Source organism: Streptomyces sp. 796.1 (assembly GCF_047525675.1).
GTDB lineage: Bacteria > Actinomycetota > Actinomycetes > Streptomycetales > Streptomycetaceae > Streptomyces.
On sequence record NZ_JBLIWA010000007.1, the window covers coordinates 16,655 to 33,652 of the forward strand.

Genomic DNA, 16,998 nt, shown 5'->3' on the forward strand with positions numbered 1-16,998 from the left:
GCGGGCCGCGGCGCACCCGGTAGCTGCCCGTGCCCGGCAGCAACCCTTGCCCCGCAGCGACCCCGCGCCCGCTACCCCTGGTCGTCGCCCGGCAGCCCGTCGATGCGCGCCCGCAACGCGTCCACCTGCGGGCTGCCGCCCGCCTCGTGGATCTCCAGGGCGCGGGTGAGCCACCCCCGCACGTCGGCCCCGTGCCCGCCGGTGCGCTCGGCGATGTCGGCGAGCCGGATCAGCGCCTGTGCCTCGTAGCTGGTGGCCTCGGCCGCGCGCAGGTCGGCGGCGGCCTGCTGCAAGGCGTCGACGGCCGCGGCCGTCTCGCCCGCCCTGTCCAGCGTGTCGCCGATGGCGGCCGTGACCCGCCCCGCCATCCGCAGGTCGGGCTCGGAACCGGCCAGCAGGTCCCGGCGCGCGTCGCGCAACGTGGCGAGGGCCCTCCCGTGATCGCCGCCGGCGGCCTGCGCGCAGCCCAGGAAGTACGCGGCGATGGCCACTCCGCGCGGCTCCTGCGCGCGGCGGTTGAGGTCGAGCGAGGTCTCGTACGCGATGATCGCGCGCTCCGGGTCGAAGCGATCCCAGTACCGGCCGAGGAACTCCTGCACCGAGGCGCGCAGCACCAGGTCGTCCGCGATCTCCGCACAGGCCACGGCGGTCTCCAGCTCGCGGCGGGCCCGCTCGTGCGCGCCGAGGTCCATCAGGGGGCGGGAGAGGAGGGCGCGCAGCCGCGCCTCGGCGGCCGGCGCCACGGCCGCGGCTGCCGCGTCCGCCCCGAGCTCCAGCGACTCCTGCCAGGCGCCCAGGTACCTGCGGTGCAGGAACAGCGCCGTGAACGCCTCGGCCAACTGCCACACCCGGGTGTGCAGGGCGGGCCGGTGCTGCGCCTGGCGGGCGGCTGCGCGCAGCACGGCGAGCACCGAGGCGCGTTCCACGTCGAGCCATTCCAGCGGGGCCGGCCCGCCGGTGGCCGCGAACGGGTCGGTGGCGTCCCGCAGCAGGTCGGCGAGGTCGGCGATGCGCAGCCGGTCCTTGCGCAGCGCCCGGTCGGCCAGGGCGGTGAGCACCAGGTAGTGCAGGGTGACCCGCTCGGTCAGCGCGGCCTGGTCGACCGGGGTCTGCTCCGCCGCGTCGCACTCGTGGGCGTGCAGCCGCACCAGGCCGTGCAGCCGGTAGCGGCGGTCGTCGGTGGGGGTCAGCAGGCCGGCGCCCACCAGGGTCGCGAGCAGCGACCTGGTCTCGGCCGCCGGGCGGTCGGCGGCGACGGCGGCCACGCCTGCGTCGAAGGTGTCCATCGGCAGCCGGCCAAGCAGCCGGTAGAGCCGGGCCGCCGGCGGCGGCAGTTGGCGGTAGGCGAGGCCGAAGACTGCGGTCACGGGGTTCTCCGCTCCGAGGGAGAGGCCGGCCAGCCGGCCGGTCTCGTCCTCCAGTTCGGCGGCGAGCGCGGTCATCGTCAACCCTGCGTCCATGCCCAGTCGCGCGGCCACCACCTGGAGTGCGATCGGCAGTCCGCCGCAGAGCGTCACCAGGCGCCCGGCCGCCTCCTGCTCGGCGGCCACGACGGCCTCGCCGCACCGGTCGGCCAGCAGGGCGAGGCCGCCCTCGGCGTCCAGCGGCTCCAACGGGATCATGGTGGCCCCGGCCATCGCCAACTCGCCGAGCGCGCCCTGGCCGGTGACCAGTACCGCGCTGCCCTTGCCCTTCGGGATCAGCGCCCTGACCTGGGCCGGCTGGTTGACGTCGTCGAGGACGACGAGGAGGCGCAGTGCGGCGGACCTGGACCGGAACAGCGCGGTCCGTTCGGCCAGCGAGCGGGGCATGAAGTCGTCGCCGACGCCGAGCGCCCGCAGACACATGGCGGCAGCCTCCGAGACGTCGGCGCCGGGGTCGTCGGCAGGACCGCGCAGGCCCGGCCGGTCGTGCCGGCGCAGGGCCGCGAAGTCGACGTAGATCTGCCCGTCGGGGAAGGCGGCGCGGGCGGTGTCGGCCCAGCGCCAGGTGGTGGCGGTCTTGCCGACCCCGGGCAGTCCGGTGAGCACCCCGACGACCGGGTGGTCGGCGCCGTGGCCGGCCCGGCCGAAGCACCCGTCGAGCACGGCCAGGTCCGCCCGCCGGTTGATGAACCGCGTGGTGAGGGCCGGCACTTGGTCGGGGCGGACGGCCGGCCCGCTGGGGCGGGGCGCCGGGACGTGGAAGGTGATGTCGCCGTGCAGGTGCGAGCCCTGGAAGACGGGCGCGTGGTGGGTGCCGCCGCTGAGCGCGTTGACCGTCAGCCCGTCGGCGGCCAGCGGCGCCACCTCGGCCAGCAGCCGGCGCAACTCCTCGGCGGCGGCCGGGTCTTCGGCGAGCAGTGCGCCGAGGCGCGCCCGCAGCCCCTGCTCGGCGTCGGCCGTCACGCGCTCGTCGCCCGTCTCCCTGGCCCTGGTCAGGGCGGCGCTGGAACGCTGGAGTTCCGCTTCGACCGCCGCCACGTCGTCCGGCTCCGCGGCCCCGCCCCGCCGCCGGCTGAGGAACCTGGCCACGCTCGCCCTGCCCCGCGTCCACGCGTCGGACACCATCAACGCGACCAAGGTCGCCGCTCCCGTCCCAGCGAGCGCCGCCAACTCGGCTTCCACAGAGCCCCCTCTTGCTGTGTCGTTGCCTGGCCCCACGGCCGGGCACCAACGGTAGAGAGATCTTGTGGACTTGGACAGTCCGTCGGGAACAGCCACGCCGCGCTCCCCCCGTACGGCTGCGCGGACGCCATCCTCGACCGCCGCGGGAACGTCGCGCGGAGCGCGGGCTAGGAGCGGGCCCGCGTCACGGACGGGGCGGCCGTACGACGCGTACGGGGCGGGCCCTGCGTCGTACGGGAACGGGGCCGGGCGGGACGGGGCAGGTGCGACAACGGGTGACGCGGGGCCGGTGCGGCGGGGGGCGCGGGGTGGGCGCTCTACGGTCCCGCCCGGTGTCGGCCGCGGGCCGGGCCCGGCTGGCGGGGGTCGGCCGGGCGCTCGCGGGGAGTCGGGGAGTGCTGGGGGGCGGGGGCCGGCTGCCGGGGGTCCATCGGGCGCTCCTGGGGCGCGGCGGGGTGCGGGTACGGCGATGTCGGGGTCGGGCGGGGCCGGTCGGTGGGCGCGTACGCGCTCGGCGGGAAGGGGCCCGGCGGGTAGGTGGGGCGCGGCGGGTAGCGGGTCTCGGGCGCTGGGGCGGGGGCGGCCGGGTGTTCCGGTGCGGCCCGGGGCGCGGTCGTTGCGGGCCCGTCGGGCGCGGGGGAGCCTGCGGCGGCGGAGCCCGTAGCGGCGGTGGAACCTGCGGCGGAGCCCGTGGAAGCGGAGGAGCCGGCGGGGGCGGGGCCGTCCGGGGTGGCGGTCTTGGCGCGGGCGTGGGCGCGCCGGTCGTCCTCCTGGGCGCGCTCCCGCTCGCGCCAGGCGTGCAGCCGCGACTTGATGTCCTCGGGCGGCAGGAACTGCGCCCAGCGCTCGGGGAACTCCGACGGCGGTTCGGCGTCGGCGCCGTCCTCGTCGTCCGCGAGCGCGGACGCCTCGGCGAAGGCACGGGCCGCCGCCCGGCGCCGCTCGCGTTCGCGCTCCTCGCGGGCCGCGGCCGTCGCCACCGACGGCCAGACCCGGTCGAGCGAGGCGTTGACCGCGGCCCCCACCAGCACGGCGAACGCGGAGACCCCGATCCACAGCAGCACCGCGACCGGGGCCGCCAGCGAGCCGTAGATGGTGGGGCCCTCGACGGTCTGGGTGAGGTAGATGCGGAGCAGGAAGCTGCCCAGCACCCACATGGTCAGGGCGATCAGCGCGCCCGGGATGTCCTCCCGCCAGGGCGATCTGACCGGCACCGACACGTGGTAGAGCGTGGTCAGGAAGGCGATCGAGAGCAGGATCACGACGGGCCAGTACAGGATGCGTACGGTGCCCGCACTGCCCGGGAAGATCTGCACCATGGCGTCCGGCCCCACCACCATCAACGGCAGCGCCACCGCCCCGACCACCAGTGCGACCAGGTACAGCAGGAAGGCCAGCAGCCGGGTCTTGACGATGCCGCGGTGGCCTTCGAGGCCGTACATGATGGTGATGGTGTCGACGAAGACGTTGACCGCGCGTGAGCCGGACCACAGGGCGATGCCGAAGCCGAGCGAGATCACGTCGGGTCTGCCGCCCTCGATGACGTCGTCGAGCAGGGGTCTGGCGATGTCGCTGACGCCCTTGTCGGACAGGACCGTGCCCGACGCCTCCAGGATGTTGTCCCGTATGGAGGCGACGGTCTCGGTGTTGGTCCAGGCGTCGAGGTAGCCGAGCAGGCCGATGAGGCCGAGCAGCAGCGGCGGCAGCGAGAGCAGGGTGAAGAAGGCCGCCTCGGCGGCGAGCCCGGTGACCCGGTATTCCATGCAGGAGTTGACCGTGTCCTTCAGCAGCAGCCACGCCATCCTGCGCTTGGAGACGTGCTGCGACAGGGCCCTGGCCCTGTGCAGCCGGCCGGCTGGCCGACTGGGGGATTCGTTCGCTGGCTGCACGTCTTCACCGTATCTGCCCTGGTCGCCCCTCCCTGCCGGGTGACCTGGGCCGATCGTCGGCGGAAAGTGTGCGCATGGTTGGCTGGCGGGGTGACGACGACCGTGACCACCTGGTATTTGGAGCAGACCGCAGCGACGGACCTCTCCCCCGCCCGCCCACCGGCCCCCGGCAGCGGCGTGCGGGTGGCCCGGGCGGGCGTGCCGAGCCCCGAGCTGAGCCGCTTCCTCTACACCGCCGTGGGCGGGGACAACGCCTGGATCGACCGGCTGGGCTGGTCGTACGCCCAGTGGCAGGCGTTCCTCGGCCGGCCCGGCGTGGAGACCTGGGTGGCCTACGAAGCGGGGACGCCCGCCGGCTACGTCGAAATGGCGAGCACTCCCGACGGGTCCGTCGAGCTCACCTACTTCGGACTACTTCCGGCCTTCCGCGGGCGGGGCATCGGTGGACATCTGTTGTCCGTGGGCGTCGCCCGGGCCTGGGATCTGGCCGAGCGGTGGCCGAATCTCGCGCCCACCCGCCGGGTGTGGTTGCAAACCTGCTCCAAGGATGGTGCGTACGCGCTCGACAACTACAAGAGGCGGGGCTTCGGCGTCTACAAGACGCTCACAACCGAAGAACCGGAACCGGTGAATCCAGGGCCTTGGGCGGGCGCACACGAGGCCCCTACCAGCGCGTAGAGCGATCGTCTCGGCAAGGTCGGTAAATCGGGTTCACCCTTGTGAGCGACCCCCTAGCGTCTCACGAAACGAGACCCGATCGCCCACATGCTGGACAATGGTGGACGCTCGCGAGAGGCCCGTGCCACGCTTCCGTCATGTCTAGAGCTGGAATTGCCTTGGTGAGTCGACGCCACGTCGACCTCGGCCGCCTGTCCAGCGCCATCTGTCCCGCGGGCTGACAGCGCAGCACCACCGCATTTTTGGCCGTCCCCACCGTCGCGGACGCGCTCGATCCGTAGACCTCCCGACCACCCCGTCCCGGGGCCCGCTCCGCTCGCGCTGCGCGCCCGCCCGTACGGGGGTCGCGCACGGTCCGGTCGAGTTGCCGGCGACTCTTCCTGCGCAAGCGAGAGTTCAGCGCGAACTGCTCTGCCCGTGCGGGGCCCGCCCGCGCGCCCCGTCATCCCGTCACGCCCGCCTCACCCGCTCGACGCACGCCGTCCCGCCCGAGCCAGAGCTGCCCAGAAGGACACACCGCCATGGCCGCCAATCCCGAACGCCCCCAGACTTCGGCCCAAGGCGCCCCCACCGCAGCGCCCCGCCGCAAGGCGGGTCGCCACCGCGGCGAGGGCCAGTGGGCCATGGGCCACCGCACTCCGCTCAACGGCAACGAGCAGGTCAAGAAGGACGACAACGGTCTCAATGTGCGGACACGCATTGAGACGATCTACGCCAGGGCCGGTTTCGACGCGATCGACCCCGCCGACCTGCGCGGCCGGATGCGCTGGTGGGGCCTGTACACCCAGCGCAAGCCCGGCATCGACGGCGGCAAGACGGCCGTCCTCGCCCCGGAGGAGCTGGACGACAGCTACTTCATGATGCGGGTCCGCATCGACGGCGGCCGGCTCACCACCGACCAACTGCGGGTGATCGGCGAAATATCGCAGGAGTTCGCCCGCGGCACGGCCGACATCACCGACCGGCAGAACATCCAGTTCCACTGGATCAGGATCGAGGACGTGCCGGAGATCTGGCGCCGCCTCGAAGCCGTCGGCCTCTCCTCGACCGAGGCGTGCGGCGACACCCCGCGCACCATCCTCGGCTCGCCCGTCGCCGGCATCGCCGAGGACGAGATCATCGACGGAAGCTGGGCGATCGACGAGATCCACCGCCGCTACATCGGCGACCCGGCGTACTCGAACCTGCCGCGCAAGTTCAAGACCGCGGTCTCCGGCTCGCCGCTGCTCGACGTGGTGCACGAGATCAACGACGTGGCCTTCGTCGGCGTGCGCCACCCCGAGCACGGCCCCGGCTTCGACCTGTGGGTGGGCGGCGGACTGTCCACCAACCCCAAGCTCGGCGTGCGGCTGGGCGCCTGGGTCCCGCTGGAGGAGGTGCCTGACGTCTTCGGCGGCGTCATCTCCATCTTCCGCGACTACGGCTACCGCCGGCTGCGCAACCGGGCCCGGATGAAGTACCTGCTGGCCGACTGGGGCGCGGAGAAGTTCCGGCAGGTCCTTGAGGACGAGTACCTGGGGCGCAAGCTGACCGACGGGCCGGCGCCCGACGAGCCGGCCGAGCGCTGGCGCGACCACGTGGGCGTGCACCGGCAGCGCGACGGCCGGTACTACGTCGGTTTCGCGCCGCGCGTGGGCCGGGTGGACGGCGCGACGCTGACCAAGATCGCCGAGCTGGCCACGGAGCACGGCTCGGGCCGGGTGCGGACCACCGCCGAGCAGAAGATGATCGTCCTGGACGTGGCGCAGGACCGGGTGGAGTCCCTGGTGGCCGCCCTGGAAGCGCTGGAGCTCCAGGTCAAGCCGTCGACCTTCCGGCGCGGCACCATGGCCTGCACCGGCATCGAGTTCTGCAAGCTGGCCATCGTCGAGACCAAGGCGCGCGGCGCGGCGCTCATCGACGAGTTGGAGCGCCGGATGCCGGACTTCGACGAGCCGCTGACCATCAACATCAACGGCTGCCCCAACGCCTGCGCCCGCATCCAGGTCGCCGACATCGGGCTCAAGGGCCAGTTGGTGACCGACGGCGACGGCCAGCAGGTCGAGGGCTACCAGGTGCACCTGGGCGGGGCGCTCGGCCTCGACGCCGGGTTCGGCCGCAAGGTGCGTGGCCTGAAGGTCACCTCGGCCGAACTCCCCGACTACATCGAGCGGTTGCTGACCCGCTTCCAGGAGCAGCGCACCGAGGGCGAGCGGTTCGCGCAGTGGGCCGCGCGCGCGGCCGAAGGGGACCTGTCGTGAGCGAGCGGGCCGCGCCATTCTACTGTCCGTACTGCGGCGACGAGGACCTGCGCCCGTCCGACCAGGGCCCCGGTGCCTGGGAATGCGCGTCCTGCAACCGTGCGTTTCGGCTGTCGTTCCTTGGACTGCTAGCCACCGGTCTGCGGCGGGATGCCGAGGGGACCGGGGAGAGGGGTGGTGCGGCATGACGACGACCGAAGGACGTACGGCGGGCGAGCTCAAGGAGTTGGCCGAGCGGGCCGGCCGGGAGCTTGAGGACGCGCCGGCGCTGGAGATCCTGCGCTGGGGCGTGGAGACCTTCGGGGCGCGCTTCTGCGTGACCTCGTCGATGGCGGACGCGGTCGTGGCCCACCTGGCCACCCGGGTGCGCCCCGGCGTGGACGTGGTCTTCCTCGACACCGGCTACCACTTCCCGGAGACCATCGGCACCCGGGACGCGGTGGAGGCGGTGATGGACGTCAATCTGATCACCCTCACCCCGCGCCAGACGGTCGCCGAACAGGACGCCGAGTACGGGCCGTTGTTGCACGACCGGGACCCGGACCTGTGCTGCGCGCTGCGCAAGGTCGCACCGCTGGAGAGCGGCCTCGCGGGGTACGACGCCTGGGCGACCGGGCTGCGCCGCGACGAGTCGCCCACCCGGGCCGGCACGCCGGTGGTCGGCTGGGACGCGCGGCGCGGCAAGGTGAAGCTGTCGCCGATCGCCCGCTGGACCGAGCGCGACGTGGACGACTACGTCGCCGAACACGGCGTCCTGACCAACCCGCTGCTGATGGACGGATACACCTCCATCGGCTGTGCCCCGTGCACCCGGCGGGTGCTGGCGGGCGAGGACGCGCGCGCCGGCCGCTGGGCCGGCCGCGGCAAGACGGAATGCGGACTGCACGGCTGATGACGGACACACACATACCCCAGGAGCCACCGATGACCGAGGCCACACCGAGCGGGCGCGGCACCGACACCGCCCGGCACACCGGTGCGACCGTGTGGCTCACCGGTCTGCCCAGTGCGGGCAAGACGACGATCGCGTACGCGCTGGCCGAGCGGCTGGCCGGCGAGGGCCACCGGGTGGAGGTGCTGGACGGCGACGAGATCCGCGAGTTCCTCTCCGCCGGTCTCGGCTTCACCCGCGCCGACCGGCACACCAACGTGCAGCGCATCGGTTTCGTGGCCGAACTGCTGGCCTCGCACGGGGTGATCGCGCTGGTCCCGGTGATCGCCCCGTACGCGGACAGCCGGGCGGCGGTGCGCGAGCGGCACCGGGCGGCGGGCACGCCGTACCTGGAGGTCCACGTGGCGACCCCGGTCGAGGTGTGCTCGGAGCGTGATGTGAAGGGCCTGTACGCCAAGCAGGCGGCGGGCGAGATCTCCGGGCTGACCGGTGTGGACGACCCGTACGAGGCGCCCGCCGACCCGGACCTGCGGATCGAGACGCACCGGCAGGGTGTGCACGAGTCCGCCGCGGCGCTGCATGCGCTGCTGGCCAAGCGGGGGATGGTGTGAGCGGCGCACGCACGGCGAACGACCCACACTGCGACCTGGAGGAGCCCCCCATGACACCCCCCGCATCGGTCGGCGAGGACGCCGACAACCCGTACGCACTCGCGCACCTGGACGCCCTGGAGTCCGAGGCGGTGCACATCTTCCGCGAGGTGGCGGGCGAGTTCGAGCGGCCGGTGATCCTTTTCTCCGGCGGCAAGGACTCCATCGTGATGCTGCACCTGGCGCTGAAGGCGTTCACGCCGGCGCCGGTGCCCTTCGCGCTGCTGCACGTGGACACCGGGCACAACTTCCCCGAGGTCATCGACTACCGGGACCGCACCGTCGAGCAGCACGGGCTGCGGCTGCACGTGGCCTCGGTGCAGGAGTTCATCGACCGCGGGCAGCTCCGCGAGCGGCCGGACGGCACCCGCAACCCGCTCCAGACGGTGCCGCTGCTCGACGCGATCGAGAAGAACCGGTTCGACGCGGTCTTCGGCGGCGGGCGGCGCGACGAGGAGAAGGCGCGCGCCAAGGAGCGGGTCTTCTCGCTGCGCGACGAGTTCGGCGGCTGGGACCCGCGGCGCCAGCGCCCCGAGCTGTGGCAGCTCTACAACGGGCGGCACTCCCCCGGCGAGCACGTGCGGGTCTTCCCGCTGTCGAACTGGACCGAGCTGGATGTGTGGCAGTACATCGAGCGGGAGAAGATCGACCTGCCGGCGATCTACTACGCGCACGAGCGCGAGGTGTTCTCCCGGTCCGGCATGTGGCTGGCGCCCGGCGAGTGGGGCGGGCCGCGCGAGGGCGAGCGGATCGAGCGGCGCCTGGTGCGCTACCGCACCGTGGGCGACATGTCCTGCACCGGTGCCGTGGACTCGGACGCGGCCACCATTTCCCAGGTCATCGCGGAGATAGCCGCGTCCAGACTGACCGAGCGGGGTGCCACGCGGGCGGACGACAAGCTGTCCGAGGCCGCGATGGAAGACCGTAAGCGCGAGGGGTACTTCTAATGACGAGCATCATCACCGGTCAGCCCGGGCCCACCGAGCGCGCGCCGGCCGCCTCGCTGCTGCGCTTCGCGACCGCGGGCAGCGTGGACGACGGGAAGTCCACGCTGGTGGGGCGGCTGTTGCACGACTCCAAGTCGGTCCTGGCCGACCAGCTCGAAGCGGTCGAGCACGCCTCGCGGCACCGCGGCAAGGAAGGGCCCGACCTGGCCCTGCTGACGGACGGGCTGCGCGCCGAGCGCGAGCAGGGCATCACCATCGACGTGGCGTACCGCTACTTCGCCACCGCGCGGCGCCGGTTCATCCTCGCCGACACCCCGGGGCACGTGCAGTACACCCGCAACATGGTCACCGGCGCCTCCACCGCCGAGCTGGCCGTGGTGCTGGTGGACGCGCGCAACGGGGTGGTGGAGCAGACCCGCAGGCACGCGGCGGTGGCCGCGCTGCTGCGGGTGCCGCACGTGGTGCTCGCGGTGAACAAGATGGACCTGGTGGACTACGCGGAGCCGGTGTTCGCGGCGATCGCGCAGGAGTTCACGGCGTACGCGGCGTCGCTGGGCGTGCCCGGCTGGGGCGCGGGCGGCCCGGGCGAGGACCCGTGGTGCACGGCCATCCCGATCTCCGCACTGGCCGGCGACAACGTGGTGACGCCGTCGGCCAACATGGACTGGTACGGCGGTCCCACGGTGCTCGAACACCTGGAGACGGTGCCGGTGGTGGCCGACCCGGCGCGCGACGTGGCCCGCTTCCCGGTGCAGTACGTGATCCGTCCGCAGTCCGCCGAGCACCCCGACTACCGCGGCTACGCGGGGCAGGTCGCCTCGGGCGTGCTGCACGTGGGCCAGCAGGTGGTGGTGCTGCCGTCCGGGCGCAGCAGCGTGATCGAGGGCATCGACGCGCTCGGCGACCCGGTGGACGCGGCGTGGGCGCCGCAGTCGGTGACGCTGCGGCTCGCGGACGACATCGACGTCTCCCGGGGCGACCTGATCGCGCCGGCGACGACGGCCCCGAGCCCCACCCAGGACGTGGCGGCGACGGTGTGCCACGTGGCGGACCGGCCGCTGCGGGTCGGCGACCGGGTGCTGCTCAAGCACACCACCCGTACGGTCAAGGCCATCGTGAAGGACATCCCCTCGCGGCTGGCCCTGGACGACCTGTCCCAGCATCCGGCGCCCGGCGAGTTGGTGGCCAACGACATCGGCCGGGTGGTGCTGCGGACCGCGGAGCCGCTGGCGCTCGACGCGTACGCCGCGTCCCGGCGTACCGGTTCCTTCCTTCTGATCGACCCGGCGGACGGCACCACGCTGACCGCCGGCATGTCCGGCGAGGCGTTCGCCGGTGCGGGCACGGCGCCCGTGGGTGATGCGGAACGGGGTGTGTGACGTGGCAGGCGAGGCGTATTCCACGTTCGCCAAGGAGGGCGGGCGCGTGGGCAGCGGCGCACTCGGCAGTGGGCAGGGCGGTGTCGGGCGATGTGTGTGCTGACCGCCTTGACCGCTCCCACCCCCCGCGCCCCCGGCCGCCCGGCCGGGAACGTCCCCTTCCGTGCACCGGAACCACCGCCGGGACCGCCGTGAGGCGTACCCCGGCTCGCTGAGAGGAACCACCTCTGTGTCTGCCCTTCCCGCATCACGCGCCCGTCGGGGCGCCCGCCACCGCATAGGGGCCGCCGCCGCCCTCGTCCCGCTGCTGATCGGCGCGCTCGCCGCCTGCGGCTACGGGTCGGAGAAGGAGGACGACGGCAAGAAGCCCGCGGCCAAGGCAGAGGGCGCCAAGCTCGACGGCCTGGACTCGGTGCGGATCGGCTACTTCGCCAACGTCACGCACGCCACCCCCCTGGTCGGCATCCAGGAGGGCCTGATCCAGAAGGAGTTGGGCGGCACCGAGATCAAGCCGTTCACCTTCAACGCCGGGCCCTCCGAGATCGAGGCGCTGAACGCGGGCTCGATCGACATCGGCTGGATCGGCCCCTCGCCGGCCATCAACGGCTACACCAAGTCCGGCGGCCAGAACCTGCGCATCATCTCCGGCTCCGCCTCCGGCGGCGTCTCCCTGGTCGTCAACCCCGACAAGATCAAGACGCCCGACGACCTCAAGGGCAAGCGGATCGCCACCCCGCAGAAGGGCAACACGCAGGACGTCGCCCTGCTCAACTACCTGTCCGAGAAGGGGTACGACGTCGACGCCCAGACCGGCAAGGGCGACGTGTCGGTGATCCGGCAGGACAACAAGGAGATCCCGACCACCTTCAAGCAGGGCGGGATCGACGGCGCTTGGGTGCCGGAGCCGACCGCCTCCAAGCTGGTGGCCGAGGGCGGCAAGGCCATCATCGACGAGCGTGACCTGTGGGAGGGCGGCAAGTTCGTCATCACGAACGTGATCGTCTCCCAGAAGTTCCTGAAGGAGCACCCGAAGGTCGTGGAGGCCGTGCTGCGCGGGGCGGTGCGCACCAACGACTGGATCAAGGCCAACCCGGACGCCGCGAAGAAGCAGGTCAACGCGGCCCTGAAGAACCTCACCGGGAGCCAGTTGGCCGACAAGGTCCTGGACCCGGCGTTTAAGAACGTGGACGTCACCAACGACCCGCTGGCCAAGACGCTGCGGGACGAGGCACAACACGCGGTCGAGGCGGGCCTGTTGGAGAAGCCCAAGCTCGACGGCATCTACGACCTCACCCTGCTGAACAAGGTGCTCAAGGCCGAGGGGAAGCCCCAGGCGGAGGACGCCGGGCTCGGCGCCAGCTAGCGCAACGCTACTTGCCACCCCCCACGCGCCGCCCCCCACGTCCCACTGCAACGCAGGCCCCTTTCCCAGGAGGTGACGCCATGACCGCAACGCTCACCCAACAGCCCGTCACGACGGAACGGTCGAGCGGCTACGCCGCACGCATCGATCACGTCTCCAAGTCGTTCGGCCGTCCCGGCGCCCAGCAACACGTACTCGACGACATCGCACTGGACGTCGCACCCGGTGAGTTCGTCTGCCTCCTCGGGGCCTCCGGGTGCGGCAAGTCCACCCTGCTGAACCTGGTCGCCGGGCTCGACAAGCCGACCGTCGGGGCCATCGAGGTGCCCGACGGCCGGCCGGCCCTGATGTTCCAGGAACACGCGCTGTTCCCGTGGCTGACGGCCGGCAAGAACATCGAGCTGGCGCTGCGGATGCGCGGGCTGCCGCGGGCCGAGCGCCGCCCGGAGGCCGAGCGGCTGCTGAACCTGGTGCGGCTGAACGGCGCGTACGGCAAGCGGGTGCACGAGCTGTCCGGCGGCATGCGCCAGCGGGTGGCGCTGGCCAGGGCGCTGGCGCAGGACAGCAAGCTGCTGTTGATGGACGAGCCGTTCGCCGCGCTCGACGCCATCACCCGGGACGTGCTGCACGAGGAGCTGATGCGGATCTGGTCCGAGACACACGTCTCGGTGCTGTTCGTCACGCACAACGTCGGCGAGGCGGTGCGGCTGGCGCAGCGCATCGTGCTGCTCTCCTCACGTCCCGGGCGGATCGCCCGGGAGTGGCAGGTCGACCTTCCGCAGCCGCGGCGCATCGAGGACAGCGCCGTGACCGACCTGTCCGTAGAGATCACCGAGCAGCTCCGTGGGGAGATCCGCCGCCATGGCCAACACTGAGACCCACTCCCCCGCGGCCCCGGGGGACCCAGAGCCGTCCGCGGACGGGGCCGCGGGCCCAGCCAGTAGGGCCGGTCTGCGGAAGGACGCCGCCAAGGTCCCGGCCCAGAGCGGCCCTGCCGCGGGCACCGCCACGAGCGCTGCCGCGGCTGCCTCGGATGGTGCCGGCGCCCCGTCCGACCAGCTCGCGGGGCTCGGCGCCGGCCTGGACGCGCTGGAGACGCACGCCAAGACCCGGGTGCCGCTGGCCCGGATCCTGCTCGACCGGGTGGTGCCGCCGGTGGTGGCCGTCGCCCTGGTCCTCATCGGCTGGCAACTCGCGTACCACTTCGAGGTCAAGCCGCACTACCAACTGCCGAGCCCCGCCGACGTGGCACGGGCGCTCCAGGACAAGTGGCTGGACGGCACGCTGCTCGGCTACGTCTGGGAGAGCGTCTCGCGCGGCGCGCTGGGCTTCGCCGCCTCGCTGCTCATCGGCACGCCGCTGGGCCTGCTGGTGGCGCGGGTGCGGTTCGTCCGCGCGGCCATCGGGCCGATCCTGTCCGGTCTCCAGTCGCTGCCTTCGGTGGCCTGGGTGCCGGCGGCGATCATCTGGTTCGGGCTGACCAACTCCACCATCTACGCGGTGGTGTTGCTGGGCGCGGTGCCCTCGATCGCCAACGGTCTGGTGGCGGGCGTGGACCAGATCCCGCCGCTGTACCTGCGCGCGGGCCGCACCATCGGCGCCACGGGGCTCGCCGGCGTACGGCACGTGCTGCTGCCGGCCGCGCTGCCCGGCTACATCGCCGGCCTCAAGCAGGGCTGGGCGTTCTCCTGGCGCTCGCTGATGGCGGCCGAGCTCATCGCGACCTCGCCGGAGCTCGGCACCGGCCTCGGGCAACTCCTGGACCAGGCCCGGGTCGACTCGGACATGTCCCTGGTGCTGGCGGCGATCCTGCTCATCCTCATCGTGGGCATCGGCATCGAGTTGCTGATCTTCGCGCCGATCGAGCGTCGGGTGCTGCGCAGCCGCGGCCTCCTCGCGAGCAGCCGCTAGGGGCCGGGACGTGGACGCGACAGCACTGGTGATCATCGCGCACGGCAGCCGCGACCCGCGGCACGCGGCGACCGTCACCGAGCTCACCGCTCGGGTCAGGTCGCTGCGGCCCGGGCTGCGGGTGGAGGTCGGCTACCTCGACTTCTGCGCGCCGAGCGTGTCACAGGTGCTGTCGCGGCTGGCGGCCGACGGGGTACGGGAGGCGGTGGCGGTGCCGCTGCTGCTCACCCACGCCTTCCACGCCAAGGCCGACATCCCGGCCGTGCTCGGCGAGGCCCGCACCGCGCTGCCGCACCTGCGGGTGCGGCAGGCGGCGGTGCTCGGCCCGTCCGCGCTGCTGACCGCCGCCCTGGAGCGGCGGCTGGCCGAGGCCGGGGTGGGTCCCGGCGAACGCGGCTCGACCGGGGTCGTGTTGGCCTCGGCGGGCTCTTCAGACCCGGAGGCGATCGCGGTGATCGCAGCAATCGCGCGGGAGTGGCGGCTCACCGGTTGGTGCGCCGTGCGACCCGCGTTCGCCTCCGCGGCAGCTCCGCTCACGCCGATCCTCGGGACCGAGGACGCGGTACGGGCGCTGCGTGCGGATGGGGCCCGGCAGGTGGCCGTGGCCCCGTACGTGCTGGCGCCGGGCCGGCTGCCCGACCGGATCGCCGCCGGCGCCGAGCGCGCCGGCGCCGAGGTACTGGCCGATGTGCTCGGCCCCGCGCCCGAGGTGGCCGAACTGCTGCTCCGCCGCTTCGCACAGTGCCGCGCGGCGCGGGCGGTACGCACGTCGTTGGACGTACCGCTCACGGCGTGAGCTGCGGGGGCGCTGGACGCCGAGTCACCGGATCGCTGCCAGTTCGTGGACAGGCGTACCCGCAGGTGCCGGTGCCGGTGCCGGTGCCGGCTGGAAGCTCGCGTGCCCTTCTCGATGACCTGGTGCATATGAAGGATGCACTTCGTCACATGGTGCCCGTCGGGGGTTGTTGCCGTGGTTCTCCTGCCCCTCGGAGCGTTGGTCTCCCGCTTGGTCTACTTCGTGACCTTGATCCCCTCCAACTCGGTGGACTGTGGCGCCAGGATGGCGAACCAGTCGTAGGGGGAGTGCTTGAGGCTGTGGATGACCGGAACGTCGGCGTTCGCCTCGGTGTCCGCGGACGTACGACCGATCTTGGTAGACGTGCCGTCCTTCCAGGTGCAGGTGACCTCTTGGGCGGTCTTGGCGACCTGGCCAAACACCAGGCGCGGGGGGGATGTGCCGTCCCCCGGGAGCAGCGGGAGCGAGACGGTCCCGTGCTCGCCGCCGGTCAGGACGTCGTCCTCGGGTAGCACCAGGTTCCCGATCTGAGTGGTCGTCGCCTCTTCACCGGTGACCCGGTGCACGAAGTGCGCGACCTTGCCCACCAGTTCGGAGGCTGTGGAGACGTCCTGCGGGTGCTCGCCGAACTTCGCCATGGCCGCCAGGGTGGCCCGGGCCTCCGCCGTGTCCGCCGGAGCCTTCCACACGTCGATGTACACCCTCCACGGCACTCCCTCGTCGGTGCCGCTCGCCAGGGTCGTCCGCATGTCCGGCTCCGATGCCTCCGCGCTGGGGACCGGCTGGCTCGCCGCCGACACCCTCTGTTCCCCGTCACCGGACAGCCCGTTCAGTGCCAGGGCCCCCGTGGAGCCGGCCACGACCAGGGTGGTGGTCGCCACGACCGCCCAGCGCCGTACTCTGCGGCGGTGGCCGCCGCGAATCAGCGCCTGGGCGGGGGCTGTGCCGATCCTCACCTCGTCGGCGGCTTCGGCCAGCAGGAAGGCGATGTCGTGCTGTGTCATGTCGTGGCTCGTCTCCCCGTCCGCGCTCTTCACGTTCGCCCTCCCTGCGTCACTTTCTCCGCCAGTCCCGAAACGGCGCGCAGCTTCGCGATCCCCTTGGCTGCGTTGCTCTTCACCGTGCCGACCGAACAGCCCATCGCCTCGGCCGTCTGTGTCTCAGTGAGGTCCTCCCAGTAACGTAGGACCACTGCTTCCCGCTGCCGTGTCGGCAATTGGGCCAGCGCCTTCAGCAGCGTGTGACGGTCGTCGGCCTGGGCGATCCGGTCACCGGTGTCGGCCACCTCGGGTGTCAGGCCCGCGTCCCCGCTCCTGGGCAACAGGAATTCCCGCAGCTTCCTTCGATATCTGCGGGCATGCGCGTTGATCATCACTCGTCGCGCATACGCCTCAGGGGCATCGGCCAAGGCGACCCTGTGCCAGGCCACATAGACCTGCTCCAGCGTCGACTGGACCAGATCCTCCGCAGCGTGCTGCTCACCCGTGAGCAGAAATGCCGTGCGCATCAGGCGCGGCCAGCGGCCGACGACGAAATCGTGGAACTCTCGGTCCCCGACCTGCTTTCGAACCCCCATGAGCACCTCCCTCCTAGATGCTCAAAAGAGTCCCTACGAAGCCGAGACCGTTGCCTCACCACGGAGTCTTC

At 72.6% G+C, this 16,998-nt stretch carries 15 protein-coding genes and 1 pseudogene; 12 read left to right on the forward strand and 4 right to left on the reverse strand.

Annotated elements, in window-relative coordinates; genetic code table 11:
- Window positions 1–71 precede the first annotated feature (71 nt).
- The gene (locus ACMA1D_RS06770) at window positions 72–2,606 is read right to left on the reverse strand and encodes a hypothetical protein (protein WP_414722962.1); all 2,535 of its coding nucleotides are present in this window, start codon (window positions 2,604–2,606) and stop codon (window positions 72–74) included.
- Window positions 2,607–3,396: 790 nt separating this feature from the next.
- Window positions 3,397–4,495, reverse strand: a pseudogene (locus tag ACMA1D_RS06775) (YihY/virulence factor BrkB family protein); the annotation flags it as partial.
- A 90-nt stretch (window positions 4,496–4,585) separates the two neighbouring features.
- On the opposite strand from ACMA1D_RS06775, the gene ACMA1D_RS06780 reads away from it, so the two are divergent.
- The 12 genes from ACMA1D_RS06780 (at window position 4,586) to ACMA1D_RS06835 (ending at window position 15,351) form a co-directional block, all read left to right on the forward strand.
- Window positions 4,586–5,173, forward strand: a complete 588-nt coding sequence (locus tag ACMA1D_RS06780; protein ID WP_414722963.1) for a GNAT family N-acetyltransferase — start codon at window positions 4,586–4,588, stop codon at window positions 5,171–5,173.
- A gap of 137 nt (window positions 5,174–5,310) precedes the next feature.
- Window positions 5,311–5,394, forward strand: coding sequence for a putative leader peptide (locus tag ACMA1D_RS06785; protein ID WP_342671247.1), 84 nt, complete (start codon window positions 5,311–5,313; stop codon window positions 5,392–5,394).
- A gap of 300 nt (window positions 5,395–5,694) precedes the next feature.
- Window positions 5,695–7,413 (forward strand): nitrite/sulfite reductase, encoded by a 1,719-nt coding sequence (locus ACMA1D_RS06790; protein WP_414722964.1) that lies wholly within the window; start codon window positions 5,695–5,697, stop codon window positions 7,411–7,413.
- Window positions 7,410–7,601, forward strand: a complete 192-nt coding sequence (locus tag ACMA1D_RS06795; protein WP_414722965.1) for a hypothetical protein — start codon at window positions 7,410–7,412, stop codon at window positions 7,599–7,601. Before ACMA1D_RS06790 ends, ACMA1D_RS06795 begins: the two co-directional genes overlap by 4 nt.
- Window positions 7,598–8,305 (forward strand): phosphoadenylyl-sulfate reductase, encoded by a 708-nt coding sequence (locus tag ACMA1D_RS06800; RefSeq protein WP_414722966.1) that lies wholly within the window; start codon window positions 7,598–7,600, stop codon window positions 8,303–8,305. Before ACMA1D_RS06795 ends, ACMA1D_RS06800 begins: the two co-directional genes overlap by 4 nt.
- A gap of 32 nt (window positions 8,306–8,337) precedes the next feature.
- Window positions 8,338–8,916: an adenylyl-sulfate kinase gene (cysC, locus tag ACMA1D_RS06805; RefSeq protein WP_414722967.1), complete on the forward strand. Its 579-nt coding sequence runs from the start codon at window positions 8,338–8,340 to the stop codon at window positions 8,914–8,916.
- Between the two features lie 50 nt (window positions 8,917–8,966).
- Entirely contained in the window at window positions 8,967–9,902 is a 936-nt protein-coding gene (gene cysD / locus ACMA1D_RS06810) for a sulfate adenylyltransferase subunit CysD (RefSeq protein ID WP_414722968.1), read from the forward strand.
- Window positions 9,902–11,281, forward strand: a complete 1,380-nt coding sequence (locus ACMA1D_RS06815) for a sulfate adenylyltransferase subunit 1 (RefSeq protein ID WP_414722969.1) — start codon at window positions 9,902–9,904, stop codon at window positions 11,279–11,281. Before cysD ends, ACMA1D_RS06815 begins: the two co-directional genes overlap by 1 nt.
- Window positions 11,282–11,510: 229 nt before the next feature.
- Window positions 11,511–12,644 carry an aliphatic sulfonate ABC transporter substrate-binding protein gene (locus tag ACMA1D_RS06820; RefSeq protein ID WP_414722970.1) on the forward strand — a complete coding sequence of 378 codons (1,134 nt, stop codon included), beginning with the start codon at window positions 11,511–11,513 and terminating at the stop codon, window positions 12,642–12,644.
- An 80-nt stretch (window positions 12,645–12,724) separates the two neighbouring features.
- Window positions 12,725–13,519 (forward strand): ABC transporter ATP-binding protein, encoded by a 795-nt coding sequence (locus ACMA1D_RS06825; RefSeq protein WP_414722971.1) that lies wholly within the window; start codon window positions 12,725–12,727, stop codon window positions 13,517–13,519.
- Window positions 13,506–14,555 (forward strand): ABC transporter permease, encoded by a 1,050-nt coding sequence (locus ACMA1D_RS06830; RefSeq protein ID WP_414722972.1) that lies wholly within the window; start codon window positions 13,506–13,508, stop codon window positions 14,553–14,555. Before ACMA1D_RS06825 ends, ACMA1D_RS06830 begins: the two co-directional genes overlap by 14 nt.
- A 10-nt stretch (window positions 14,556–14,565) precedes the next feature.
- Window positions 14,566–15,351, forward strand: a complete 786-nt coding sequence (locus ACMA1D_RS06835) for a sirohydrochlorin chelatase (protein ID WP_414722973.1) — start codon at window positions 14,566–14,568, stop codon at window positions 15,349–15,351.
- Window positions 15,352–15,566: 215 nt separating this feature from the next.
- Here the strand turns inward: ACMA1D_RS06835 and ACMA1D_RS06840 are convergent, their stop codons facing one another.
- Together ACMA1D_RS06840 and ACMA1D_RS06845 are read right to left on the reverse strand one after the other, a co-directional pair.
- On the reverse strand, window positions 15,567–16,388 hold the full coding sequence (locus tag ACMA1D_RS06840) for a hypothetical protein (protein ID WP_414722974.1): 822 nt from the start codon (window positions 16,386–16,388) through the stop codon (window positions 15,567–15,569).
- Window positions 16,385–16,927, reverse strand: coding sequence for a SigE family RNA polymerase sigma factor (locus ACMA1D_RS06845; protein WP_414722975.1), 543 nt, complete (start codon window positions 16,925–16,927; stop codon window positions 16,385–16,387). Before ACMA1D_RS06845 ends, ACMA1D_RS06840 begins: the two co-directional genes overlap by 4 nt.
- Window positions 16,928–16,998 lie beyond the last annotated feature (71 nt).

What these genes read in the sequence shown, in the direction of transcription:
- ACMA1D_RS06815 (WP_414722969.1), top strand. Translation starts at nt 9,902, where the DNA reads ATGACGAGCATCATCACCGGTCAGCCCGGGCCCACCGAGCGCGCGCCG.
- ACMA1D_RS06785 (WP_342671247.1), top strand. Translation starts at nt 5,311, where the DNA reads ATGTCTAGAGCTGGAATTGCCTTGGTGAGTCGACGCCACGTCGACCTC.
- ACMA1D_RS06800 (WP_414722966.1), top strand. Translation starts at nt 7,598, where the DNA reads ATGACGACGACCGAAGGACGTACGGCGGGCGAGCTCAAGGAGTTGGCC.
- ACMA1D_RS06845 (WP_414722975.1), bottom strand. Translation starts at nt 16,927, where the DNA reads ATGGGGGTTCGAAAGCAGGTCGGGGACCGAGAGTTCCACGATTTCGTC.
- ACMA1D_RS06825 (WP_414722971.1), top strand. Translation starts at nt 12,725, where the DNA reads ATGACCGCAACGCTCACCCAACAGCCCGTCACGACGGAACGGTCGAGC.
- cysD (WP_414722968.1), top strand. Translation starts at nt 8,967, where the DNA reads ATGACACCCCCCGCATCGGTCGGCGAGGACGCCGACAACCCGTACGCA.
- ACMA1D_RS06830 (WP_414722972.1), top strand. Translation starts at nt 13,506, where the DNA reads ATGGCCAACACTGAGACCCACTCCCCCGCGGCCCCGGGGGACCCAGAG.
- ACMA1D_RS06790 (WP_414722964.1), top strand. Translation starts at nt 5,695, where the DNA reads ATGGCCGCCAATCCCGAACGCCCCCAGACTTCGGCCCAAGGCGCCCCC.
- cysC (WP_414722967.1), top strand. Translation starts at nt 8,338, where the DNA reads ATGACCGAGGCCACACCGAGCGGGCGCGGCACCGACACCGCCCGGCAC.